We start from the raw sequence: 24770 nt of genomic DNA, 5'->3' as shown, positions 1-24770 counted from the left end.
CCTTTCTGACCTTTCTGACCTTTCTGACCTTTCTGACCTTTCTGACCTTTCTGACCTTTCTGACTGTTCTGGCCATCCTGACTGTTTTGATCGTTTTGACCGTTTTGACCGTTTTGACCGTTTTGACCGTTTTGACCGTTTTGACCGTTTTTCCGCTAAACGATATGGCTTGCCGGTACGGGTCACGCACTCAGTCGCTCCTGGTCGTGTTTGAGCCGTGTCGGTCAGGGATAATGAATATAAATATGTCGGCACAGGCTATCGGTATCAAAATACTGCGTCACAACTTTGACAGCATGGCGATACGCAGGGGCTAATATTTATTCTTTCCTGAAGCCAGCCTCTGCAGCTGGCTGCTCTCTGGATAAGATGCCAGAAATAGCGGCCTCAGGTTAATTGCTACCCGGTTTTAGCTGTACGAATTTTTCAGCCGGACTGACTTTCCTGCACGTCTGGCGTTCCTTTGATGGTGTTAAACACAATATTCAGCAGCACGGCAACCACGCAGGCGGCGCTAATGCCGGAGTGGAAAATCGTTCTGATCCAATCCGGGAAGCAATCGTAAAACGTGGGCATCACAATGGGGATCATGCCAAACGCAATAGCCGTTGCTACCACTACCAAATTCATCGTGTCTTTATAATCGACTTTTGCCAGCGTACGAATACCGGATGCCCCCACGGTACCAAACAGTACCACGCCCGCACCGCCCAGTACCGGAGCCGGAACGGCTGCGACTATCCGACCCAGCACGGGCAGACAGCCAAGCAGCACCAGGATAATGCCGCCCGCCGCCACTACATAGCGGCTTTTGATGCCGGTAATGGCAACAAGACCAATGTTCTGTGCAAATGCGCTTTGTGGAAAGGAGTTAAACAGCGGCGCGAGCGCGCTGGCTAACATATCCGCCCGCAGACCGCTGGCGATACGTTTGCCGTCGACCTCCGTGTCGATAATCTCGCCAATAGCGATCAGTCCGGCAGTGGTTTCCGTCAGCAGAACCAGCACGATAAGCGTCATGGACAGAATGGCCGCTACGTTAAAAACCGGCAGCCCAAAGCTGAGGATACCCGGTAGCGCTATCATCTCGCCGTGCAGGACATCAGTAAAATGCGCTTTGCCGCTGACAAAGGCAAACAGCGTGCCCAGAACTATTGCCGCCAGAACGGCCAGTCTTTTCATCGCGGCATTACCCACGCGATGAAAAAGCAGCACCAGACCTAAGGTCAGCGCGGCCAGCCCGATATTGCCTGGCGATCCCCATTCCGGCGCGTCGGCATCGCCACCCATCGCCCAGCGGGCGGCAACCGGCATCAGCGACAGACCGATGACCGTAATCACCGTCCCGGTAACGACGGGAGGGAAGAAGCGGATGACATGAGCAAACAGCGGCGCAATCAGCAGGCCAATCAGCGACGAGGCTATTACTGCGCCAAACACTACCGGTAAGCCACCGTCTCCCGCCACCAGCGCCATCATGGTCGCCACGCCCGCAAAAGAGACGCCCTGTACCAGCGGCAAACGGGAGCCAAAGAAGGGCACGCCCAGCGCCTGCAATAAGGTGGCACAGCCGCTGACAAACAGCGCAGCCGTGACCAGCATGCCCAGTTCGGCAGCATGCAGCCCCGCTGCCGAGCCGATAATCAGCGGCGGCGCGATAATGCCGCCATACATCGTCAATACGTGCTGCAATCCCCAGACAAAGGATTTGCCTACCGGATAAAGTGTATCTTCTGGCCTGACGCGATCGATGCTCATAACAGTTGTCCTTTATCGGGGAGTAGCCCCGTTACTGTCTGCCTTGCAGGCCGCGATTTCACACTGCCTGCGGAAGAAATGCTGCGGCGGCAGCGAGGTGGCAAAGCGACAGACCACCAAAGCGCAGCCGGACGACACGATAATCCGTTTACCGGCTATGCCAGACGCCGTGCCGATGGCCAGCGGCACGGCATACCAGCACATGCTCCAGGCCAAAGAGGGTCGGGTGTCCGGCGGGCAATACCCGATCGACAGGCGGCGCAGAAACCGGAAGCGGTTCAGGATGAGCGACAGAAGCGTTCATTAATGTATCTCCCTTACGGCCGGGAACGCACCCGGCTACGATTCGAAGGCGTACAGATCTACAGCTTTGCCATGTTTTGCCACAGCCTGGCTGCGGCTTTGCGCGCCCGCGCATAGAGCGGTGCAATGTCGGAGGGGAACTGACGATCTTCATAGACCAGCCGGCCGGCGATAATGACGCTGTGCACCGCCGCGCTGTTAAGTCCAAAAGCCAGATGCCCGGCGAGATTTTCCGCCTGCAACGGCGTCGGTGAAACGTAGTCGCAGATGGTCAAATCGGCGGTATAGCCCGCCGCCAGCTGACCAAAAGGTTGGGCAAAATTACGCTCCAGCAAAATATTGCCGTTATGCAACATGCGCAAAAAGCTGTCAGGCCAGAGCGGGCCGCCCGCGTCCCGGTGTTTGAAATAAGCGAATTTCAGCTCCTCAAACATGTCGGCACCGATACCGTCGGTGCCAAGCGCTGCCAGCTGGTAATCAGCCAGATGATGGTTGTAGCCGACATGATTGTTCATGTTGGATCGCGCATTGTGCGCCAGGCAGGCGCTACGCTGGTTCAGCAACGCAATCTCATCGGCCGAGAGCCAGAGTCCATGGGCGATAAGCGTTTTCTCATCCAGCAGGCCGAATTTATCAAGGCGGGCAATAGGATCCATGCCGTATCTGTCGTGACTGTGTGAAACATCGTAACGATCTTCCGCTACGTGGATATGCAGGCCGCGCCCCGTTTCCTGCTTCGCTTCGGCCAGCATCGTCAGGCCGCTGTCCGGCACGGTGAAGGGAGCGTGCGCGCCGATATGGCATTCCACCAGGCGCTCTTCCAGGCTATCGTTTCGCCGGGCGTCAATCAGCCGGGCAAAATCGATATTTTCCGCGATGCCTGCTTCCAGCTCCTTCAGGCCGCCGTTGCGATCCGTGGTTTCAAAACAGGTCATGCCGCGCAGTCCGGCTTCAATAAAGCCGCGCCGCAGGATCGCCAGCGATCCTTTGATAAGATTTGGCGAAGCATGATGATCGATAACCGCAGTGCAGCCGTGGCGGATGGCCTCCAGCGAACAGATCAGGCCGCTGTAATAGAGCGACTCTTCATCCAGTGCGCGATCCAGCCGCCACCAGAGGTTTTTTAACGTAGAGATAAAGTCCGGGCAGGGCGCTATCGGCGCCATGATCCCCCGCGAGAGGCCGGAGTAAAAATGATTATGCGCACAGACCAGCCCTGGCATAACCAGTTTGCCGTGCAGATATTTGCATTGCGCATGAGGATAATCCGCCGACAAATCGCCGCCGACGGCAATAATTTTTTCGCCATCGATGGCGATATCACCGTTTTCGACAACCCGGGCGGGATTGAAATTTATTAGGGTGCAGTTTTTTAGCAGCAGCATGGTTATTCCTCCACTCTGCTCAGCAGATAAGAATGCTGCTGACGCGTGTAGCTGATGATGCGGGCCATTGTCTTTAAGTCTTCAGGCAGCGCTTCCGTGATTTCGCCCCGGTCGTCAACGTTTAGCTGCCAGACACGGTTGTTCAGGCGTAGCCGCACGCTCTGCTTATCCAACAAAAATCCGGGGTTGCTGCTGTTGTCAAAATCATCCTGACGACTGAACAGGGTAATCTTGTCCTGATAAGGTTTGCCCCGCCACGGGCAGAACTGTGCGCAGTTGCCGCATTCGTTGCAAAGCGCATCCAGATGCAGGATCTGTTGACGACTGCTGAAACCCGGCACGGCAAGCGCGACGTTGGCACGGTTTGGACAGACATCAACGCAGCGCGCACAGACGTAGTTGCATTCCAGGCATCGGGCCGCTTCCTGCCTGGCAAAAGCTTCCTGGTCGTCTGCATCAATCTGCCGTACGGCAACAATGCCGCGTCGCTGATAAATGGTGAGGGGATTGCTGTTCAGCCAGCGCTTGTGCTCGTCGTCGCAGTGGATATTTTCCCGCTGGAGGATAGTGCGGGTCGCTTTACGGGCGTCGCCAATTGCGGCCACGACCGAAGCGGGGCCGCTCTGTACGTCGCCGATTAAAAAAACGTTCGGCAGGCTGGTTTCCAGCGTATGCGGGTCAACGTCAACCTGCCCGGAAGCGGAGAGCGGCAGGCCGATTTGCCGGAGTATTTCGCCGTCCGGTTTTTCTCCGGTAGCGGCTATCAGGGCGTCAAAGCGTTGGTTCAGCGTTTGTGATGTGGCTAACGGACGACGGCGCCCCTGTGAGTCAGGCTCGCCGGGCTGCATCACTCGCAGCGTCAGGCCTCCGTCAGGCGTAAAAGTTTCCGGATTCACCAACGTCATAAACTGCACGCCATCCTGCCTGGCTTCCGCTATCTCTTCCGGCCAGGCGGGCATATCCCGCTCTTCCCGACGATAAAGCAGCGTTACCGATCGCACGGCTGGCACCTTCAGCGCGGCCCTGGCGCAGTCCATTGCCGTATTGCCCGCGCCGACTACCGCCACATCGCCCTGAATAGCCGGATCGACTCGCTGCTGGTTAAATTGCTGCAAAAAGCCAAAGGCGTCGAACACGTGCGGATTGCCGCCTGCCAGCGACAGCGCGTTGCTTTTTCTCGCGCCAATACCTATGCAGATCCAGCGGAAGCCCTGCTGACGAAGCTGCTCAAGCGTCAGATGAGGGTCACAGTTGAAAACGAACCTCACGCCGTGGTCGGCAATAAACTGAATGTCCTGCTCAATCAGGTGCGCCGGAATGCGAAAACGCGGCACGATATGCTGCACGATGCCGCCTGGCGTGGCTTCCCGCTCAAACAGCGTAACCGGATGGCCCGCCCGCGCCAGAAAAAAGGCGGCGGCAAGCCCTGCCGGGCCGGCACCCAGGATCGCAACGGGGTGTTTATCGCCCGAGCCTGCCGGTTTGTGCCAGCGTTGACGATAGGTCTCCCAGCCTTTTTCCAGCACAATTTTTTTGATACGCCGAATATTCAGCGCATTGTCGTAATCCAGTCGGGTGCAGTTGTTCTGACACTGATGGTCGCAAATATGGCCCGTAATGGCCGGTAGCGCATTGCGTTGATAGATAAGATCCAGTGCCTCGACATAACGGCCTTCTCCCGCCAGCCGCAGGTATTCCGGAATATCCTGATGAATAGCGCAGGCGGTGACGCAGGGCGCGACATAGCAATCCGTCAGCGGCAGCGGGCCGCCTACGTCTATCTGCTCGCGAGATTTCCATGACTTTTGCGCCCATTGGGCGGACAGGGCATCATCAGCCAGCTTTTGCAGCCCGGCAACATCGATGCACTGGCGTTCCCAGCCCTGACTGTTTTCCAGGATTTGCGCGCAGGTCTTCAGCCGCAGATAGCCGCCGGGCTTGAGCAGGTCGGTAGCCAGGGTGATCGGTTGGATGCCAGTCGCGAAAATATCGGCGATATTGTACTGGCTGGCACCGCCCGAATAGGAGATGGGCAGCCTGCCGGCGAAATGGGTTGAAAGCAGCGCCGCAACGTTAATCGATAGCGGATAGAGGGCGCGCCCCGACATATACATCTCTTCGCCCGGCAGGCGATGCTTATGATTACGAGCGCCCAGCGTATTGGTCAGTTTTACACCGAAAGTCCGCTGTTTTTCCCGCCCCAGCGCCATTAATCTTTCAAGCATTCCCAATGCTTGCCCAAGCGGCAGATCGTGGCTGAAAGACGCCTCGTTCAACTCGATATAGTCAAAACCATTGTTATCGAGGATCTGACGCACGCGCTGATATCCCAGCAGCGTGGGATTCAGCTTAACAAAGGTGTGCAGCTGCTTCTCTGTCAGCATATAGCGACAAATAGACTCGATTTCGTCAGGCGGGCAGCCATGCATGGTGGAAAGCGTCACGCTGTTGACCATGCGGCTGGAAATGCGTGCGGGCAACGCCTGTAAATCAGCGGGCTGGGCTTTTTGCAGCAGCTGCCAGTCGCCCTGAGTAATAAAACGCTGCAGCTTTTGTTGATAAAGCGCGAATTTCTCATTCTGAGCGGCGTCCAGCATCTCATTGATAAAGGTCTGCATAGCGGGCTGCTTTATGCCCTGCAGGTCGTAGCCGACGCTCATATTAAAAATAAAAGAGCGTTTTGCGCCGTCGCGCCGTGGCGTATAAATCGTTTCCAGCAGGTGCAGGATAAACCAGGCCTTCAGGTATTCGTCCCAGGCCTTCTTCAGCGTAAATTCGGTGGACCACTCGGTGTTAAAAGCTTCGTCGCTGGCATCAATACAGGGCTTTTCAAGCTCCAGCCTGTCCAGGATCTGCACGGTTTTCAACTCGATAAAACTGCCGCCGGTCAGCCAGGACACGATGATATTTTGCGCCAGCTGCGTATGCGGCCCGGCGGCCGGGCCGACAGGCGTGTCGCAGCTTTCGCCAAACAAAGCGATTTGGCGACGCGGATCCCGTTGATAAAATTCCGTTTCCGGGATGCCGAAAATCGAACGATTCTCTTGATATTCCGCGCAGGTTCGCATCAAAAGTTCATCGAAAGGGATGGGACGCATGATGTCACCCATAAGTAGCTCCTTAATGCTGCTGAGCGATGCCGCTCGTGTAAACAAATGCAGTTTTGTCAGTGCGTAGCAACAAGTGAGCCAGAGGCGTTTAGCGATGTCTTTTCATGCAGGTTTCGTGACACTATTCGCAAAATCATCGTCTGCCTGCCCGTAGAAAAGCAGGTAGTGAGAATGAGTAGCATCCAGAATGGCCAGGCCTGGCGCGACATGGGGAAATCTTCGCAATATAAGAACGTAAGCTCTCATTATGAGAAGGCTTGCCCTGGCCGGTTGCCCGGCGCGCTGAAAAAAGCGGCGCAACGGTTGCAGCAGACTAAAAGATCCACACTCAGGAGAAGGAGGTGAGCCTGTCTGCTATAGCCAGCCGTCTGGGGAAGGAAAACCGCGCTTTTACGCTATTACATGTCGTCGAGAGTCGCGGCTCTGCACCGCGTCACGTAGCCACCATGCTGGTGCGAGAATAGGGCAAAACGGACGGGACGATTGGAGGGGGAATGATTGAACATCTGGCGCCGGAAGAGATAGCGGTAAGCATTGTGGCCGCGCCGATCCGACGCATCGGCGGCAGGGCAGGCCTGAAACAGCCGCCGATGCGCGCTCTGCCGCTACTGTTGAATAAGCGTGCCGGTCTGGCCAACAATCCCTTCTCTGGCCTTAGAAAGCAGCGTAATCAGGGCCTGACGGCCAGGCTTTGATTCGGCAAACGCGACGGCCGCTTCGACTTTCGGCAGCATCGAGCCTGGCGCGAACTGATTATCAGTAATATGGTGCAAAGCTTCCTGCGGCGTCAGCGTGTCCAGCCAGCGCTCCGTCGGCTTACGGAAATCGATAGCAACTTTTTCGACCGCGGTCAGAATAATCAGCATATCCGCATCGATATCCTGAGCCAGCACCGCGCTGGCAAGATCCTTATCAATAACGGCATTTGCGCCCTGTAGATGATTTCCCTGGGCGACCACCGGGATGCCGCCGCCGCCAGCGGTAATCACAATCTGACCGGCTTCCAGCAGGGTTTTTACCGCGCGCGCTTCGACGATCTCCAACGGTTTGGGCGAGGCAACTACCCGTCGCCAGCCGCGCCCGGCATCCTCCATCAGCAGCATCCCTGTTGATTTCAGCTTGCGCGCCTCCTCTTCTGACAGAAAAGAGCCGATCGGCTTGTCGGGATGAGTGAAAGCGGGATCGCGCGCGTCCACGCGCACCTGCGTGATCAGCGATACCACGTTTTTATCCATGTTCTGATTAAGCAGCGCTTCCCGCAGCGCGTTTTGCAGATCGTAACCGATATATCCCTGACTAAGCGCCACACATACCGACATCGGCAATACCGGAGAATGCGCCGCCGTGTGGGCCGCCGCTTCAAAGGCCTGATGGATCATCCCTACCTGTGGGCCGTTGCCGTGGGTGATCACCAGCTCGTGGCCTTCGGCTATCAACGCCACAATGGTTTCCGCCGTATTCTGCACGGCCTGCATCTGCTCCATCAGCCCCGCGCCAAGCGCGTTGCCGCCCAGCGCCAGTACTATCCTCTTTTTCATAGGTGACTCCCTGTTACAAATGGCTTGCGAGAAATAAAGCGGCCGTGTCCTGCCTGACCGGTAAAGCGGCCTTCCCGACAGACCACTGTTCCACGTGAAAGGGTCATAACCGGCCAGCCCTGACAGCAGAAGCCTTCATAGGGCGTATAGTCGCCGTTATCATGCAGATCGGCATGGTGGATAATCTGCTGACGTCGGGGATCGAAAAGCACCAGATCGGCATCCGCGCCGGGCTGTAGGCTGCCTTTTTCCGGCCACAGACCAAACAGTTTTGCGGGCATCGTGCTGGTTAGCGAAACAAAGCGTGAACGGCTGATACGCCCTTTCATCACGCCTTCGGAAAAAAGCAGGGCCAGGCGATTCTCTACGCCCGGCAGGCCGTTGGGGCAGCGGGTAAAATCGTTGGCCGCCATCTGTTGGCGTTGCCGGTAAGGAAAATTGCAGTGGTCGGTAGCCAGGGTATCAATCGCGCCGTTGGCGATACCAACCCATAATTTATCCCGCTCGCTGCATGGCCGCAGCGGCGGGCTGAGGATGTATTTCAGCCCGTCAGGCCGCAGGTAGCGGTTGATGTCCAGCAGCAGATACTGGGGGCAGGTTTCTGCCCATACCGGCTGGCCGCTGGCGCGCGCCATACGGACATAATCCAGCCCGAGGCCGTTGGAGAGATGAACGATATATAAAGGCGCATTGTCCGCCAGCCTGGCCAGGTTGATAGCGCGCGCGATCGCCTCCGCTTCGCAGGCCAGCGGACGGCTGTGAGCGTGCCAGACGGGCGCCGTTTTCCCCTGTTGCTTAAACTGTTGTCGTCGCCAGCGTATGGCCGCATCGTTCTCCGGGTGCACCGTGGCCAGCGCGCCCGCTTCGTTAAGGCGCTGCAGCACGTTCAGGACATCTTCATCATGCAGCATATAATCGTAGGTCAGATAAAATTTGAAGCTGCTGATCCCCTCATGCTGCGCCATCGGCGCGATCTCCTCCAGAATTTGAGGCGTCACATGCTGGATCACGCCGTGAAAACTGTAATCGATAACTGCCTCGACCGCGTCGCGATGATATTTCTCCAGCTGGTGGTGCAGCGTACAGCCTGGCGGGCCAAAGCCCATATGATCGACAATAGTGGTGGTACCGCCGCAGGCTGCGGCGCGCGTACCGGCAAAAAAGTCGTCGCAGCTCTGCGCGATGCCGACGTCGATATTAAAATGGGTATGCACATCCACACCGCCCGGCATTACCAGTAGCTCACGAGCGTCGATAATGTTCATGGTTTCGTCCGCCTCGATTTGCGGCGCGCGACGAACGATTTTTCCCTGCATGATCAGCAGATCCTGGCGGTATTCCCCGGCGTCATCTACCAGGGTGCCTCCCTTCAGTAACGTTTTCATCCCCGTCCTCCTGTCGACGCCGGTTGCCGTCAGGCCTGCTGCTGTAGCCAGGTCAAAGGCGTGGCGGCATAGAGTGCGGCGCAGGTGACCAGATGCGCTTTCCAGGTTTTTTCATTCGGCGCGTGGGCTTCTGGCTCTTTACCTGGCCCAAAGCCGATAACGGGAATGCCATGACGTCCCATAATGGAAACGCCGTTGGTGGAAAAGGTCCACTTATCCACCACCGGCTCGCGTTTAAACAGGCCCCGATAGGCCGCGCTAAGCGTTTTGACGGTGATGTGGTCAGGCTCCACTTTCCAGGTAGGAAAGTAGCAGTCGGTTGGGTAGACCAGCCCCGTCCAGGAAGGGCGCTCGTAGGTATAAAGCGAGACTTCTGCCTTAGCCGACTTAACGGCAGGCAGAGCGCGGATCTCCTCCAGCGCGTTTTCCCATGTTTCGCCCCAGGTGAGGCGACGATCGATGGAAATGGCGCAGCTGTCTGCGACGGCACAGCGGCTGGGCGAGGTGAAAAAGATTTCCGAAACGGTCAACGTGCCTTTACCCAGGAATTCGTCATTGCCCAGCTTGCCGGACAGCGTCTGCAGCTCGGTCAGGATGGGCGCCATTTTGAAAATCGCGTTATCGCCGCGTTCCGGCGCAGAGCCGTGGCAGCTGACGCCCTGTACCTCTACCCGTATTTCCATGCGGCCACGGTGTCCGCGATAGATTTGACAGTCGGTAGGCTCCGTACTGATGACAAATTCGGGCCGGATATTCATCTGCTCAATAAGATATTGCCAACAAAGGCCGTCACAGTCCTCTTCCTGAACCGTTCCGGTAATCAGCAGCGTGTAGTCGTCTTCCAGCCGGAGATCCTTGATGATCTTTGCTGCGTAAACCATTGCCGCCATGCCGCCTTCCTGATCCGAGGATCCACGCCCGCCGATCAGCTCGTTATCCTCCATGCCTTCGTATGGATCGAAACGCCAGTTTTTGCGATTGCCGATGCCCACCGTGTCGATATGGGCGTCCATCGCCAGCAGGCGTGGGCCGTGGCCGATATAGCCCAAAATATTTCCCATGGGATCGATCTCGATTTTATCGAACCCTACTTTTTCCATCTCCTGACGTATGCGCGCGACCACAAGCTTTTCATCGCAGCTTTCGCTGGGAATGGCGATCATCTCACGCAGAAAACGCGTCATTTCCGGCTGGTATTTATTTGCCAGAGCAAGAATATCGTCGAACGGAACGGATTTCATGGTTAACTCCTGTTAATTAAGCGGTAATGCCGTCTTTTCCTTCCCACACCACTTCCCGGTAGTGCTGAGGATCGGTGTCGCCTTCGGTGCTGAGCAGCAGCACGCGCGAAGCCGGGGTAAGCCTGAGTTTTTCTTTTAGCGCCTGCGACTGAGGATGATGCAGAACGGCAGCCAGCACGCCTGCGCTGACCGCGCCCGATTCGCCGGATATAATGCGTGGATCGTCGCCCAGCGGATTACCCAGCACGCGCATCCCCAAAGCGGCGACGCGATCTTCGCAGGAGATAAACTGCCGGGCGCAGCCGCGCAATAGCGGCCAGCCAAGCGGATTGGGCTCGCCGCAGGCCAGCCCGGCCATAATGGTATTCATCTCGCCGCCCACGTTGACCATTTCGCCCCGTTTGGCGGAACGAAAGAGACAGTCGGCTTTGTCCGGCTCTACGACCACGGCATGCAGGCTGGCGGCCTCGTATACGTCGCACAAATAGCCGAGCACGCCAGCAGCCATTGCTCCCACGCCCGCCTGCAAAAAAACGTGGGTCGGCGAAGTGCCCAGCGCCTGCATTTGCTCTACGGCTTCATCCGCCAGCGTGGCGTAGCCCTGCATAATCCAGGTGGGTACCTCGCGATAGCCTTCCCAGGCGGTGTCCTGCACGACTTTCCAGCCCTGCTTTTCGGCATTGCGCATGGTCAGACGCACCGTGTCGTCGTAGTTCATTTGGGTAACGATGCACTCGGCGCCCAGGTCGGTAATATGTTTGACGCGGGCGGGCGAGGAGCCTTTAGGCATATAGATAACGGCATGTTGTCCCAGCTGGCGCGCCGCCCAGGCAACGCCGCGCCCGTGGTTGCCATCTGTGGTGGTGGCAAACGTCATGGGTACGCGCTGCTGCTGACGAAAGGCGGCAAAGGAAAATTCGTTAATATCGCTGCCGGTTTCTTTGCAGAGCAGGCGGGCAATAGCCCATGCGCCGCCAAGCATTTTGAAAGCGTTCAGACCAAAGCGTTGCGACTCATCCTTAACCAGGATTTGTTCAACGCCGAGCGCGGCGGCCAGAGCGGGCAAAGAGAGCAGCGGAGTCGGACGATAGCCCGGCAGCTTGCTGTGAAAAGCCCGTGCGGCCCTGGCGGTGCGGCGGTTGAACAGGTCGGACCGTTCAGGCGCATATGCCGCGTTGTCTTCAATAACCATTTTTAACTCGAAGCTGGACATAGCTGACCTTTCCTCAAAAAAGTGATCGGGAACCGTGGTTTTTTCAGCATTTAATCCTTGGCTGCGCTTCCTGGAGGCGGCGGGTCAGCACGGCAGCGGGATCGGCAAATTTTCGGGCCAGGATCATGCTGGCGATGATCCACGGTTTCCAGCTGGCCTCTTTATAGGTGGCAATGCGATAGCGCTCAAAAACGCTGGCGGCGACCTCGCCCGCCTCGCAGGAAACGTCGGTGATGTCGGCGGGCAGACAGTGCATATAGAGCGCGCTGCCGTCGCGGGTCAGCTTCATCATCTCTTCCGTACAGTGCCACTGCTGATGACGCGTATTTTGTTGCAGACAATGCTGCTCAAGGGCTTTTAGTCCGGCGGTATCCTGATTGCGCAGCAGCATGGTTCTTTGCTGCATCACTTGCCAGGGCGCCCAGGATTTTGGATAGACGATATCGGCGTCGCGGAACGCCTCTTCCATCGTGCTGACCTGACGGAAGCTGCCGCCGGACGCTTTGGCGTTGCGCTGGGCCACTTCCAGCACGTCGGGGATAAGGTCGTAGCCCTCGGGATGCGCCAGCGTGACTTCCATACCAAAACGGCTCATCAATCCAATAATGCCCTGAGGTACCGAAAGCGGTTTGCCGTAGCTGGGCGAATAGGCCCAGGTCATGGCGATTTTTTTGCCTTTCAACTGGTCCAGCCCGCCGAAATGTTCTTTAAGCCAGGCCAAATCCGCCATGGACTGCGTGGGGTGATCGATATCGCATTGCAGATTGACCAGGGCAGGTCGCTGGGGCAGAACGCCCTGGCTAAAGCCCTCATCCAGCGCTGCACCGACTTCCCGCATATAGGCGTTACCCGCGCCCAGATACATGTCGTCGCGAATGCCGATCGCATCCGCGCAAAAGGAGATCATATTGGCGGTTTCACGTACCGTTTCGCCATGCGCGATCTGCGATTTGCCCTCGTCCAAATCCTGTTGCGTCAGCCCCAGCAGATTCAGCGCCGAGGCGTAGGAAAAACGCGTACGGGTGGAGTTGTCGCGGAAAACTGAAATACCGAGCCCACTATTAAAAATCCGGGTATCGATGTTTTTCTCACGCATGATTTTCATCACCTGAGCAATATCCAGCACTTGCTCAAGTTCTTCGCGGGTTTGCTCCCAGGTAAGCAAAAAATCTTTACTGGCCAGGCCAGTTTTCCTCTGGCCAATGGTCCGTAGCAGTGCGCCTGTCTCTTCCATTTAAGCGATTCCTTATAGCGATACGTTATCCCTGCCGCTAACGACATGGCAGGAAGCCTGACCGCTGTAATCAACTTCTGTGCCAGGAGTGGAAGACGCGGCTATCGGTGGCGGAAAAACGTGATCTGTCGCCGAATTTGCGAGATATGTAGCAATTTTAAAACGATGTGGTTAATGAAGAGGGCTTGAGCAAGGTAACGGGCATGACAGCCAAGGGCATGACGGAGTATGGTGTTACGCGATCGTTGGATTCTCAGCGCTCAAAATGATAAAGCCTGCTGTTTCTCTCAAAATGAGATTCAGCACATGACTCTCCAGGATGAGAGAAGGGATTGTGAACAAAAGGATGCACGTCATGGATGAAGCTCCATCGTTACCCTCTGGTCTGATGGCCATACAGCCGACCATTCTGAATTTCAGCAGCCTGCTGGCTAACGTGCTGGAAATGGAAGTGGAGGTTGTCGATCGCCACCTCATTCGCATTGCCGGCACCGGCCCTTACAGTTATCGCTTCGGACATAGTCCGGAAAGCAATAACCATCTGCTCAGAAACGTCATCGAAACGCAAAAGGAAATGGTTGTCGTCGACTCGCGGTACAACCCCCTGTGTAAAGCCTGTCAGCACCGACAGTTTTGCAAAGAGCGAGCTTTTATCGGCGTACCTATCCTGGCCCCTCACCGTTGTCTGGGCGTCATCAGCCTTATTGCCGTCAATAATGAGCAGCACCGAAAACTCAGCGATAACGCGGATATGTTTGTGCAGTATATGCGGCACGTTTCCCGACTGCTGGTGGCTAATCTCGCCAGCGCTCAGCCACGGCAAACGCAAAGCGATGCCGTCTGGCACACGCTGTTAGGCAGTATGGATCAAGGGGTGATCCTGCTGGATCGGGACGGTAAAGTGAAAGCCGTTAACGATCGTGCGCTCAGCCAGCTGGATGCCACTCACGAAAGTTTAACGGGAAGATCCCTGGCTATTGAGCCGCTCAGCCGTCAGCGGAAAGCGGCTCACGGTCATGCCCAGCACCGCGTGATTATGGGCGACCAGCAGATGCTGTTGACGGGGCAGCTACATCATATCGGTCAGCAAAAACTCTTTTTAATGGCTTTTCATCAGGACGCGCTGGCTGCTTCTTTGCTGACTGAAAACGAGCCGCCCGGCATTGAACGGCTGGTAGGAAAATCCAAAGCAATCCACAAACTGAAACGGCTGATTATGCGCATCGCCTCCAGCCCTTCCAGCGTGATGATACTGGGGGAAAGCGGCACCGGAAAAGAGGTGGTGGCGCGGGCTATCCACAGGCTCAGCAAAAGGCACGACAGGCCGTTTGTGGCGATAAACTGTGCGGCCATTCCTGAAAACCTGCTGGAAAGCGAGCTGTTCGGCTATGTAAAAGGCGCTTTTACCGGCGCGGCGCCCGGCGGACGGGCGGGGCTGATCCAGTCAGCCAATGGCGGCACGCTGTTTCTGGATGAAATTGGCGATATGCCGCTGAGCCTGCAGGCTCGTTTACTGCGGGCGATAGAAAACCGCGAGGTGCTGCCCGTTGGCGCAAGCCGCCCTGTGTCTGTCGATATTCGAATTATTTCCGCTACGCATCAAAACCTGCGGCAATTTATTGAGGAGGGAAAGTTCCGGGAGGATCTCTACTATCGCCTGAACGTTATTCCGCTGGAGGTGCCGCCGCTGCGCGATCGCGAAGGGGATATCGAACTTTTGATGCACTATTTTCTTAATCATCACTCGCAGCGCATCGGCTGCGCCTATCCGGGTATCAGCCGGGAAGCGATAGAGCTGTTACAACGCTATCTGTGGCCAGGCAACGTGCGCGAGTTAAGCAATCTGGTGGAGTATCTGGTCAATATCGTTCCTGAAGGGGAGATAATAGACGGCGCCTTACTGCCTCCGCTGTTCCATACCACAATTCGTTCTGTGCCGTTGATGGCGTACCCGCCGAAAACGGTTTGCGGCCCGGTCGAGGAAGAGGAAGGGGCAAAGCTGAAATCAGTAGAAAAAAGTCTGATAGAAGAAGCGCTGCAGCGCACCCGCAATAAGAAGCAGATAGCGGAAGAGCTGGGCATTGGCGTAGCGACGCTTTATCGGAAAATAAAAAAATATGGCCTGCAGGCCTGAGCTTCAGCAGGCATTGCTAAGGCGTTGCTGATACTGTGCGGGCGTGTCTAAATCCCAGTGAACGGTTGGGCTGTCGATCGGTACGCTGATGCAGCCATATTCCTGAATCAGCTTGCGCAGCGTACTTTGTTCAGGCGCTGCGGTTATTCGCGCCGCCATCCCGGCAGGCAGCAGCACCGGATGCCCATTTTTGCCCGCGTAGCAGGGCAGTTGGCAGCAGAGACTTTGATGCCGCCACAGCTGTGCATAGATGGTCGGATCAATCGCGGGCATATCTCCGGGCACAACGAAAAAGCGCCCGCCGGAAAGCGCGGCGGCACCGCAGCGTACCGAAGAGAACATCCCTGCCTGGTAACCGGCGTTGTGGCAAAGATCCACGGCAGGCCAATGGGCGTAACGCTGATGAAGCTCTTCAGCACGATAGCCTGTAACCAGGATAACTCTGTCGCAGAACGCCAGCGCATTGCGGATGGCCATGTCCAGCACCGTCGTATCCTGCCATGGCAGCAGCATTTTCCAACATCCCATACGCGATGAGCGTCCGGCCGCCAGCATAATACATTCCTTCATAATGGCTTTACTCCGTCTTCAGCACCGCCCTAATTGATTTAATAATTGGCTTGTAACCGGTACAGCGGCAAAGATTTCCCTCCAGCGCTTCTGCAATCTGCTGGTCACTCGGGCGAGGGTTTTTATCCAGCAGCGCTTTGGTGCTCATCAGCACGCCCGGCGTGCAAAAGCCGCACTGCACGCCGCCGTGGCGCACAAATTCCTGCTGTAGTTTTCTACCGGTTTCATCCTGGTGTAGTGCTTCAATAGTGCTGACCGTCGCACCATCGCACTGCGCCGCCAGCACCAGGCATGAACAGACAGCCTTACCGTTCATGATCACCGTACAGGCGCCGCACTCGCCTACCGAGCAGCCCTCTTTGGTGCCGGTCAGCTGTAAATCCTCCCGTAAAAAATCAAGCAGGCGGCGATTATCCTCAACCGTTTTCTCAACCTGAACCCCGTTTACTGTCAGCCCGATCCTGTTCATTTTTTTGCTCCTTATTTTGTCCCGGCTTCACGGGCTTCCTGCAACATTTGACGCAGCATATCTAGCGCTACCGGCACCTTGTACGCGGCGGACCAACGGTTGCCTATCGCCGCCATTAGCAGGGCTTCCAGCGCGCTGGCACCCGCCTCTATCTGTGCGACCGTCAACGCCTGTCCGGTCAGAACTTTCTCTACCGCAATCAAGCGTTGAGGTTTACTCAACAGCGCGCCATCTACCAGACGACAGCGAACCAGCATCCCCGCATGATTGAAGGTAAACTGGCCGGTAAAGCTCTGACGGGTAATGTTCAGCGCATTGCGACGACCCAGTTGTAGATAGCGTTGCTCAAGGCCAGGATCGCGATAGGGCGCGGGCAGTATCACCGCGGTCAGCAACTCGCCAGGCTGTAGCCGGGTACGATAGCCTGCGGTAATAAAGTCCGACAGCGGCATGCGGCGCTGCGCCTGCTGGCTCTGCAGCACGACGATAGCGTCATAGATAATCAGCGGCGGTACGGAGTCTGCGCAGGGCGCGGCATTAACGATATTGCCACCCAGCGTCGCCCGATTACGGAGCTGTAGTGAACCAATGGTGTTGCAGGCGGTAATTAATAGCGGATAGTACTCCTGAAGCCGCTGGTCAGCCGTCAAATCACTAAAGCAAACGCCAGCCCCAATGGTCACGCCCTCATCGCAGAGGGCGATACGCTGTAGTTCTTTCAAACCTGAAATATCCACCAGCGGCAGCGGCACCGTACTAAGCCGCGCCTGTACCAGCACATCCGTTCCGCCTGCAATCGGCCTGGCCTGGCCGTCGGCCAGCGCCCGTAGCGCGTCATCCAGCGTGTCCGGCCGGTAAATTTGTAGCGTGTTCAGCCGTAAAACCTGTTTTTTACCGCCCGATTCAGCCTGCAGCTCGCTCTGGCGGACCGGTTTTTTCAACGCGTAGCCCAGGCGAACCTGCTCCAGCGTCAGCGGCAGCGTATAGTTGCGACGTCCAAGCGCGAAGCTCACGGCGTTATTTAGCGCTGCGCCGCCAAGCTCCAGCACGGGTTCGCCAATAACTTTGGCGCCATAGGGGCCAGCCTTGTCATGGTTTTCTACCGCGACGATGTCGATATTCGGCACGTCTTTAATCGTGGGCAGCAGATAGGTATCAAAGTTCTCAGACTTAACCTCGCCTTGCTCTGTATTGAACTCTTCCAGCATGGCGTAGCCGATCATGCCCTGAACCAGACCGCCGTAGACCTGCCCTTCAAAGCCGACTTTGTTGATCACTTTGCCGACGTCATGCACGGCCGTGGCGTTGTTGAACGTAATTTTTCCGGTGCGGGTATCCAGTGCGATATCGGCGACCTGACAGCCGTAAACCCAGGTAAAGTAGGGGCTGCCGCTTCCTTTTTCTTCGTCCCAGTGGATAGCCGGCGCGACGTGCCAGCCGTAAGCCGAAAGATTGGCACCGGCAGCTTTGGTCACGTCAACGACCTGCCGGAACGGCAGTCGCTTAGAGGGTTGTCGCCGGTGAAATACGGTGCCGTTTTCCCATACCAGATCGTCGGGATCGGTTACATCCAGCGTTTGCGCCAGCGCTTTAGCCATGCGTCGCTTGATGGTATTCGCCGCGCTAAGCACCGCCTGTCCGCCCATTAGCGTGCCGCGCGACGCGACAGTAGATCCCCCATCAGCAATCATGGCGGTCGGCGGATCGGTGAAATGAATCTGTGTCAGATCCAGACCAAACGCTTCCGCTGCAATAAGCGACATGGTGGTCTGCAATCCCTGGCCGTTTTCAGACACGGAAGTGGAAAGATTCAGGCTGCCGTCGGCATTGATCTGTATCAGCGCGGAAGAGGCATCCAGCCCCTCGGCGCCCAGCGAACAGCCCCGATGACTGAGCGCCAGCCCAATGCCATATTTAATCGGCCCGCCCAGCTGATTGAGCTGCCGATAGTGCTCCCGCTTCGCCAAAAACTCGGTTTTGTCGATAGCCTTTTGCAGGACTTCCTGCGCGGAGACCTGATGCTCGCTGAGAACCTGCCCAGCCATGCTGGTGTCGTTCTGGCGCAGTACGTTTCTCAGGCGCAGCTCGACGGGCGACAGCCCCATTTTTTCCGCGACCTCGTCCATCAGCGATTCGTTGGCAAAAATAACCTGCGGCGCGCCAAAGCCGCGATAGGCGGAGGTATAATTATTGTTGGTGTAGACGCCGGTAATATCGACGCGCACGTTGGGAATATTATAAGGCCCGGCAGCCTGTACGGAGCTACGCCAGGTGACAAAAGGCGTTTGCCCGGCATAGCTGCCGCCATCCGCAAGGATATCTATTTTTATTGCCTGGATACGCGCCCGATCGTCCAGACCGATTTTGTAATGCATCTGATAAGGATGGCGTTTATAGCTTTCCCGCATTGACTGTTCGCGGTTATAGGTCATTTTTACCGGGCGCGAAGTCAGCACGGCCAGCAGCGCCGCGCGGCAGGCAAGATGATCGATAATATCGTCTTTGCCGCCGAAAGATCCGCCCAGTACGGAGCGCTTCACGTTAACCTTCGACTGCGGCAGATCCAGATATTTCGCCACCATGCCGCGCACGCGATGCGCGTTTTGTATTGACCCATAAATCGTGACGATCTGTTCATTATCGTCGTAGCCAACGGTGATCGACTCTGGCTCAATATAGGCGTGCTCCTGAAAGCCGACCTCAAAATCGCGCTCAAAGATATAGCTGGAGGCCGCAAAGCCCGCCTCAATATCGCCCTTAATCGTATGGTGATGATTAATAATATTATTTTCTTTGTCACTGTGGATGGGCCGTGCCCCCGGCCTGATGGCTTCTCTCACCGATGTTATCGGTGTCCAGGGCGTATAGGCTACGCGGATTTTATCGGCGGCCTGGCAGGCTATTTCATAACTTTCCGCCGCGATCACGGCAATGACGTCCCCCCGAAAAGCAATTTCGCTCTCAACGATAGGCGGATAGTCCGGGATAACCACGCCGATACAGCGCTGGCCTGGGATGTCCTTCCAGGTGGCGATTTTCACCACGCCAGGTAGTTTTTCCGCTTCCGAGATATCCAGCGAGGCGATTTGGCCTGCGGCGATATCAGCGTAGCGACACACGCCATAAAGCATGTTTTTCAGCACAATATCGTCACCATATACGGCTGCGCCTCTGACTTTCGCCTTGCCGTCGACGCGCGGTACTTCATTGCCCACTAAAAGAGTTTTCACGGATTTTGGCCCTCCAGATGCTTCCCGGGACAGCCCTAAGCAAGTGATATGCCAGAGTGTGAAGATGTCCGCGACAAGCGACAGGGCTGAGAGGCATCTCGAAGAAACTGATTTAAAACAAGTCCGCTGCTCGCGCGTGTGTCGCTGGAGTCGTTTCACTTTGAGGTTTTTTTCTCAAAATGAGACGGTAATTCTCCTGTCTACATCTGCCATAGCGGCGACATCCCTCTGTCAAACCGACGTTCTCGTCAGCAACTGCGTAATGCCTCACAAAAATCAGTTCTGAATGGCTTTTTTCCGCAAATGTGCCCTTTTTTTGCATAACCCGACGAAAGGGATCTGTGCGGCATAAAAAGGAGTAAAAATGAACCGGTTTGTCACTGTTAATCCCAGCGAGTGTATCGATTGTCATGTTTGTGAAGTGGCCTGCGCACTAGCGCACGGCGATGGCGAATGGCCAGCCCATCGTGGGCAGTTTCGGCCGCGCATTCATCTTGTCAAAGGCTGCGGCCCCGTTACCTGTCGTCAGTGCAACAAAGCGCCCTGCGTCGCCAGTTGCCCAACTCAGGCGCTTGTTTTTCAATACAACAGCGTGCGGCTGCATGAGGAAAAGTGCATAGGCTGCAAAAATTGTCTGCTGGCCTGCCCGTTTGGTGCGATTGAACCGGCTGCTTCTGAAGACGTGATGAGTAAGTGCGATCTCTGCGAGCAAACCGAGCAGGGCAAGCCCGCTTGCGTGGCTTCCTGCCCGACCCAGGCGCTACAGGTGATGGATGAAAATACATTGACGCGGCTTCGGCAATACCGTCAGTACGCCACCGCTGACGATAAAGCGCTGCGGCCAGTAGCCGGACGCGCCGCAAAGGCGTTGGATAAGCTGCCGCGCATTGGCGCCCGCAAGCTTAAACCCACGGAGCGCGCCAGGCATTTCTGCGAGATTTATCAGGGCCTCTCGCCGTCGCAGGCGGGCTATGAGGCCGAGCGCTGCCTTTATTGCGCGCAAAAAGCGTGGTGCGGCTGGGCCTGCCCGCTGCACAACGCCATCCCCGATTTTATCCGCCTGGTGCAGGAGGGGCGAATTATCGATGCGGCAGAGCTGTCGCACCAGACCAGCAGCCTGCCGGAAATTTGCGGGCGCGTCTGTCCACAGGATCGGCTCTGCGAAGGCGCATGTACGCTCAGCGGTCGGTCGGGCGCGGTTTCGATAGGTAACCTCGAACGTTACATCACTGATGAAGCGTTCAGGCAGGGCTGGCGCCCGACGCCGCCAGCGATTGAGGCCCGGCATGAAAAGGTAGCGGTGGTGGGCGCCGGGCCTGCCGGGCTGGGCTGTGCCGATATCCTTGCGCGCAGCGGCGTTCAGGTAGATGTCTACGATCGCCATCCCGAAATCGGCGGGATGCTGACCTTTGGGATCCCCTCTTTCAAGCTGGATAAACAGCTGATGGCAACCCGCCGCGCTATTTTCAGCGAAATGGGAATTAAGTTTCACCTTAGCTGCGAAATTGGCCGCGACCTTCCTTTCTCTCGTCTGCTGGCGGATTACGACGCCGTCTTTTTGGGCGTGGGCACCTATAAATTGATGCAGGCGGGCCTTGAGCATGAGGATGCGCCCGGCGTTATTCAGGCGCTGCCCTATCTGACCGCTAATACGCGACGGGTCATGGGGCTGGCAGAGGATGAACAGCAGCCTTATGTCTCGCTGAAGGGAAAAAAAGTCGTAGTACTGGGCGGTGGCGATACGGCGATGGACTGCGTGCGTACCGCCATCCGGCAGCAGGCGAAACAGGTAATTTGCGCCTATCGACGCGATGAAGAGAGTATGCCTGGCTCTAAAAAAGAGGTCGCCAACGCGCGCGAAGAAGGCGTGGAATTTATGTTTAACCTGCTGCCGCAATATATCGAGCTGGATAAGGGCGGTCGCCTGAGCGGCATAGGGATGATCCGCACCGTTGCCGGTGAGCCAGGCAGCGACGGGCGTCGACGACCGCAGCCGGTCAAAGGATCTGAATTCGTGCTGGCTGCCGACGCGCTGATCCTGGCCTTTGGCTTTCAGGCGCACGAGATGCCCTGGCTGGCGGGACAGGCGATTCGTTTCGATCGTTGGGGGCTGATTAAAACAGGCCAGGCGGGCCGCACAACGCAAACGCATCATCCAAAAGTGTTTGCCGCCGGGGACGCCGTGCACGGTGCCGATTTGGTGGTAACGGCTATGGCGGAAGGGCGTCGCAGCGCGCGCGAGATGCTGGCGATGTTTGAACAGAGCGCGGAAATGACCCGCGCAGAAAGAAAGGAGCGGGCCTTATGAGCCAGTTTATCGTCGCCCAGCCTGAAAAATGTATCGGCTGCCATACCTGTGAGGTTGCCTGCGCCGTGGCGCATACGGGCACGCCGTTACTGGCTGCGCAGCGCTATTTCCCTCGCCTGAAGGTTATTAAATCGTCGCAGGTTAGCGTACCCGTTATGTGCCATCAGTGTAATAACGCGCCCTGCGTCTCTGCGTGCCCTGTTGCGGCGCTGTATAAGGGCGAGCTGGGTATGATAGCAACCCGCCGTCACCGCTGTATTGACTGCAAAAGCTGCGTTATCGCCTGCCCGTTTGGCGCCATTGAAATCGTCAGCAAGCCTGAAGAAAAGCCGCTGATAGTGAAATGCGATCTTTGCGCGGGTCAATCCGACGGGCCTGCCTGCATCCACGTGTGCCCAACCGGCGCGTTGACTTTGATGACCGCCGCCGGACTGACACAGCGACAGCAGCAAAAGCAGCAGCGAGCCGCAGCAGAAAGCCAGCTGAACGGCCCTTATTTACAGGAGGTGGAGACACATGGATAAAGCGATTGTTGTTTGTCCCTACTGCGGCTGCGGCTGCAAAATTGCGTTGCAGATTGCAGACGGGAAAGTCGTTGGCGCGGAAGGCGCGCCCGGCGTAACCAATGAGGGAAAGCTTTGCCTGAAGGGCTACTTCGGCTGGGAGTTTTTGAATAATACCCGCCTGCTGACGCCGCGCTTGCAGCATCCTGCCATTCGTCGTAAACGAGGCGGGCCTTTTGAAAAAGTCAGCTGGCAGGAAGCTATCGATTTTGTCAGCAGGCGGCTGCAAAAAATTCGCGCTCGTTCAGGGCCTGAAAGCATTATGGTTACCGGATCTTCACGCGGGTCGGGAAACGAAACCAACTATGTTATGCAGAAGTTTGCGCGCGCCGTATTGGGAAGCAATAACATCGACTGCTGCGCCAGGGTGTGCCACGGCCCTTCCGTCGCCGGCCTGCGGGCGACGCTGGGCAATGGGGCGATGAGCAACGGCATGAAGGATATTGAAGAAAGCGATTGCCTGCTTATCTTTGGTTATAACGCTGCGGATTCTCATCCGATCGTGGCCAGACGCATTCTGCATGCCAAAGAGAAAGGGGCCAAAATTATCGTCTGCGATCCGCGCTATATCGAAAGCGCCCGGCTGGCCGATCTGTGGCTACCGCTAAAAAACGGCAGCAATATGGCGCTGGTGAACGCGCTTGCTCACGTGCTGATCGCTGAAAAACTGTGGGACAAAAGCTATATCGATAAGCATACGGAAGGGCTGGAAGCGTGGCGGGAAGGCGTCCAGCGCTATTCGCCGGAAGCGGTGGAAGCCATCACAGGACTCAAGCCGGAGCTTATTCGCCAGGCTGCTCGCCTTTATGCCAGCGCCCGCAACGCCACTATTTTATGGGGAATGGGCGTGACCCAGTGGGGGCAGGGCGTGGATGTGGTGAAAGGATTGGCCAGCCTGGCGCTGGCTACCGGCAATTTCGGACGGCCGGGCGTCGGCGTGGGGCCGGTCAGAGGGCAAAATAACGTGCAGGGTGCCTGCGATATGGGCGCTCTGCCAGATGTTTTCCCCGGCTATCAGCCCGTAACGGATAAGGCGGTACGCGAAAAATTTGCCGCCGCCTGGGGCGTTGACTCGCTCAGTGATAAACCCGGATACGCCATTACCGATGTTCCCCATTTAGCGCTGGAGGGCAAGCTGCGTGCCTACTGGATTATGGGCGAAGATCCGCTGCAAACCGAACCGGATCTCGCCCTGATGCGTCAGGCGATGGCAAAGCTGGATCTGATCGTGGTGCAGGATATTTTTATGACCAAAACGGCAGAGCTGGCGGATGTCCTGTTGCCCGCCACCAGCTGGGGCGAGCATGAGGGCGTTTATACCAGTGCCGATCGAGGGTTCCAGCGCTTTGAAAAAGCTGTAGAGCCGCAGGGCGACGTCCTGCCGGACTGGGAAATTATCTGCCGCGTGGCGCAGGCGATGGGGTATCCCATGCGCTACGAAAACAATAAAGCGATCTGGGATGAATTGCGCGCGCTTTGCCCGCTGTACACCGGCGCCACCTGGGAGAAAATGGCCGGGTTCGGCTACGTGCAGTGGCCCTGTCCTGATGAAGCACATCCCGGCACGCCTTACCTCTATGAAGGAAACCGCTTTTCGCGTCCTTCCGGTAAAGGGCTGCTGTTTGCCTGCGACTGGCAGCCGCCCGCCGAAGCAACCGATGAAGCCTGGCCGCTGGTGCTCTGTACGGTGCGTGAAGTGGGCCACTACAGCTGCCGCTCGATGACCGGCAACTGCCACGCCCTGGCGGCTCAGGCCGATGAACCCGGCAGGATCCAGATGAATACGGCGGACGCGCGTGCGCTGAATATTCATAACGGCGAGCTGGTATGGGTAGCTTCGCGGCGCGGCAGGGTGCTTAGCAGAGCTGAAGTCAGCAACAGAACAAATCAGGGTGCGGTCTATATGACCTATCAGTGGTGGATAGGTGCCTGTAATGAGCTGACCCTCGATCATGTCGATCCGGTAGCGAAAACGCCGGAGTTTAAACACTGCGCTGTCAGGGTAGAGAAAATCGCCGATGCGCAGTGGGCGGAACAGCAGGTTACGGAGCGCTATCGACAAATGAAGGATCGCCTGGCGAAAGCGGCGGCGCCGCTGACGTAAGGCCTGGCGGTTTGCAACCCTCGGTTCTGGCGGTTTACAACCTCGGATCCGCGGCTTTTAACTCGCAAAACTGGCTATTTCTAACCTTCAGGTCTGGCGGTTTGCGACCTTCGGGTCTGGCTGTGTCTAACCTTCAGGCCTGGCGGTTTATGACCCTCGGGTCAGCGGCTTTAAACTCCCGGGCAGCCGCTGCCTGGTTTTACACTAACGCCATCAGGCGGCCGA

The 24770-nt window shown here is 56.9% G+C and carries 18 protein-coding genes; 6 read left to right on the top strand and 12 right to left on the bottom strand.

Annotation, left to right across the window (positions count from 1 at the left end; genetic code table 11):
- A partial coding sequence (locus tag QCD69_RS10080; RefSeq protein WP_301251897.1) for a hypothetical protein occupies positions 1–214 on the top strand: 214 nt, incomplete at its 5' end.
- A 212-nt stretch (positions 215–426) separates the two neighbouring features.
- Here QCD69_RS10080 and QCD69_RS10075 read toward each other — a convergent pair.
- From QCD69_RS10075 to ygfK, 4 genes are all read right to left on the bottom strand, one after another.
- On the bottom strand, positions 427–1758 hold the full coding sequence (locus tag QCD69_RS10075) for a nucleobase:cation symporter-2 family protein (protein ID WP_253457395.1): 1332 nt from the start codon (positions 1756–1758) through the stop codon (positions 427–429).
- A 148-nt stretch (positions 1759–1906) separates the two neighbouring features.
- A complete protein-coding gene (locus QCD69_RS10070; protein ID WP_301251896.1) occupies positions 1907–2062 on the bottom strand; it encodes a hypothetical protein in 156 nt (51 codons plus the stop codon).
- Positions 2063–2120: 58 nt separating this feature from the next.
- Positions 2121–3446: a putative aminohydrolase SsnA gene (gene ssnA / locus QCD69_RS10065; RefSeq protein ID WP_301251895.1), complete on the bottom strand. Its 1326-nt coding sequence runs from the start codon at positions 3444–3446 to the stop codon at positions 2121–2123.
- A 2-nt stretch (positions 3447–3448) separates the two neighbouring features.
- On the bottom strand, positions 3449–6556 hold the full coding sequence (gene ygfK / locus QCD69_RS10060; protein WP_301251894.1) for a putative selenate reductase subunit YgfK: 3108 nt from the start codon (positions 6554–6556) through the stop codon (positions 3449–3451).
- A gap of 341 nt (positions 6557–6897) precedes the next feature.
- On the opposite strand from ygfK, the gene QCD69_RS10055 reads away from it, so the two are divergent.
- Complete coding sequence (locus QCD69_RS10055) at positions 6898–7020, top strand: XdhC family protein (RefSeq protein ID WP_253457408.1); 123 nt, start codon at positions 6898–6900, stop codon at positions 7018–7020.
- 141 nt (positions 7021–7161) lie between these two features.
- Here QCD69_RS10055 and arcC read toward each other — a convergent pair whose 3' ends face one another.
- From arcC to ygeW, 5 genes are read right to left on the bottom strand one after another with little or no spacing between them, the layout of a single operon-like run.
- Positions 7162–8094, bottom strand: a complete 933-nt coding sequence (arcC, locus tag QCD69_RS10050) for a carbamate kinase (protein WP_253457411.1) — start codon at positions 8092–8094, stop codon at positions 7162–7164.
- A complete protein-coding gene (gene hydA / locus QCD69_RS10045; RefSeq protein ID WP_253457414.1) occupies positions 8091–9479 on the bottom strand; it encodes a dihydropyrimidinase in 1389 nt (462 codons plus the stop codon). Before hydA ends, arcC begins: the two co-directional genes overlap by 4 nt.
- Before the next feature lie 29 nt (positions 9480–9508).
- A complete protein-coding gene (locus QCD69_RS10040) occupies positions 9509–10720 on the bottom strand; it encodes a YgeY family selenium metabolism-linked hydrolase (RefSeq protein ID WP_301251893.1) in 1212 nt (403 codons plus the stop codon).
- Positions 10721–10736: 16 nt separating this feature from the next.
- The gene (locus QCD69_RS10035) at positions 10737–11933 is read right to left on the bottom strand and encodes a diaminopropionate ammonia-lyase (RefSeq protein ID WP_301251891.1); all 1197 of its coding nucleotides are present in this window, start codon (positions 11931–11933) and stop codon (positions 10737–10739) included.
- A gap of 43 nt (positions 11934–11976) precedes the next feature.
- Positions 11977–13167, bottom strand: a complete 1191-nt coding sequence (gene ygeW, locus QCD69_RS10030) for a knotted carbamoyltransferase YgeW (protein WP_301251890.1) — start codon at positions 13165–13167, stop codon at positions 11977–11979.
- A 355-nt stretch (positions 13168–13522) separates the two neighbouring features.
- Here ygeW and QCD69_RS10025 point away from each other — a divergent pair, with 355 nt between their 5' ends.
- Complete coding sequence (locus tag QCD69_RS10025) at positions 13523–15301, top strand: sigma 54-interacting transcriptional regulator (RefSeq protein WP_253457425.1); 1779 nt, start codon at positions 13523–13525, stop codon at positions 15299–15301.
- 3 nt (positions 15302–15304) lie between these two features.
- Here QCD69_RS10025 and QCD69_RS10020 read toward each other — a convergent pair whose 3' ends face one another.
- Genes QCD69_RS10020 through QCD69_RS10010 form a run of 3 tightly spaced genes read right to left on the bottom strand, consistent with a single transcriptional unit; the run spans position 15305 to position 19570 of the window.
- Positions 15305–15871 carry a nucleotidyltransferase family protein gene (locus tag QCD69_RS10020; protein ID WP_301251889.1) on the bottom strand — a complete coding sequence of 189 codons (567 nt, stop codon included), beginning with the start codon at positions 15869–15871 and terminating at the stop codon, positions 15305–15307.
- A 7-nt stretch (positions 15872–15878) separates the two neighbouring features.
- Complete coding sequence (locus tag QCD69_RS10015) at positions 15879–16340, bottom strand: (2Fe-2S)-binding protein (RefSeq protein ID WP_301251888.1); 462 nt, start codon at positions 16338–16340, stop codon at positions 15879–15881.
- A gap of 11 nt (positions 16341–16351) precedes the next feature.
- Entirely contained in the window at positions 16352–19570 is a 3219-nt protein-coding gene (locus tag QCD69_RS10010) for a molybdopterin cofactor-binding domain-containing protein (RefSeq protein ID WP_301251887.1), read from the bottom strand.
- Positions 19571–19934: 364 nt separating this feature from the next.
- Here QCD69_RS10010 and QCD69_RS10005 point away from each other — a divergent pair, with 364 nt between their 5' ends.
- The 3 genes from QCD69_RS10005 to fdhF are packed head-to-tail and all read left to right on the top strand — an operon-like array spanning position 19935 to position 24545.
- Positions 19935–21878, top strand: a complete 1944-nt coding sequence (locus QCD69_RS10005; protein ID WP_301251886.1) for an FAD-dependent oxidoreductase — start codon at positions 19935–19937, stop codon at positions 21876–21878.
- Positions 21875–22402 (top strand): 4Fe-4S dicluster domain-containing protein, encoded by a 528-nt coding sequence (locus QCD69_RS10000; RefSeq protein ID WP_253457440.1) that lies wholly within the window; start codon positions 21875–21877, stop codon positions 22400–22402. The genes QCD69_RS10005 and QCD69_RS10000 overlap by 4 nt, the downstream gene beginning before the upstream one ends.
- Positions 22395–24545 (top strand): formate dehydrogenase subunit alpha, encoded by a 2151-nt coding sequence (gene fdhF, locus QCD69_RS09995; protein WP_301251884.1) that lies wholly within the window; start codon positions 22395–22397, stop codon positions 24543–24545. Before QCD69_RS10000 ends, fdhF begins: the two co-directional genes overlap by 8 nt.
- Positions 24546–24770: the final 225 nt, after the last annotated feature.

Origin of the sequence: Erwinia sp. PsM31 (assembly GCF_030433775.1) — a bacterium.
GTDB classification, from domain to species: Bacteria; Pseudomonadota; Gammaproteobacteria; order Enterobacterales; family Enterobacteriaceae; genus Erwinia; species Erwinia aeris.
This window is presented reverse-complemented; position numbering and strand designations above follow the sequence as displayed.

Coding starts and splice junctions, on each gene's coding strand:
- QCD69_RS10005 (WP_301251886.1), top strand. CDS start 19,935: ATGAACCGGTTTGTCACTGTTAATCCCAGCGAGTGTATCGATTGTCAT.
- fdhF (WP_301251884.1), top strand. CDS start 22,395: ATGGATAAAGCGATTGTTGTTTGTCCCTACTGCGGCTGCGGCTGCAAA.
- QCD69_RS10070 (WP_301251896.1), bottom strand. CDS start 2,062: ATGAACGCTTCTGTCGCTCATCCTGAACCGCTTCCGGTTTCTGCGCCG.
- hydA (WP_253457414.1), bottom strand. CDS start 9,479: ATGAAAACGTTACTGAAGGGAGGCACCCTGGTAGATGACGCCGGGGAA.
- QCD69_RS10035 (WP_301251891.1), bottom strand. CDS start 11,933: ATGTCCAGCTTCGAGTTAAAAATGGTTATTGAAGACAACGCGGCATAT.
- ygeW (WP_301251890.1), bottom strand. CDS start 13,167: ATGGAAGAGACAGGCGCACTGCTACGGACCATTGGCCAGAGGAAAACT.
- QCD69_RS10020 (WP_301251889.1), bottom strand. CDS start 15,871: ATGAAGGAATGTATTATGCTGGCGGCCGGACGCTCATCGCGTATGGGA.
- QCD69_RS10015 (WP_301251888.1), bottom strand. CDS start 16,340: ATGAACAGGATCGGGCTGACAGTAAACGGGGTTCAGGTTGAGAAAACG.
- ygfK (WP_301251894.1), bottom strand. CDS start 6,556: ATGGGTGACATCATGCGTCCCATCCCTTTCGATGAACTTTTGATGCGA.
- QCD69_RS10025 (WP_253457425.1), top strand. CDS start 13,523: ATGGATGAAGCTCCATCGTTACCCTCTGGTCTGATGGCCATACAGCCG.
- QCD69_RS10040 (WP_301251893.1), bottom strand. CDS start 10,720: ATGAAATCCGTTCCGTTCGACGATATTCTTGCTCTGGCAAATAAATAC.
- ssnA (WP_301251895.1), bottom strand. CDS start 3,446: ATGCTGCTGCTAAAAAACTGCACCCTAATAAATTTCAATCCCGCCCGG.
- arcC (WP_253457411.1), bottom strand. CDS start 8,094: ATGAAAAAGAGGATAGTACTGGCGCTGGGCGGCAACGCGCTTGGCGCG.
- QCD69_RS10000 (WP_253457440.1), top strand. CDS start 21,875: ATGAGCCAGTTTATCGTCGCCCAGCCTGAAAAATGTATCGGCTGCCAT.
- QCD69_RS10075 (WP_253457395.1), bottom strand. CDS start 1,758: ATGAGCATCGATCGCGTCAGGCCAGAAGATACACTTTATCCGGTAGGC.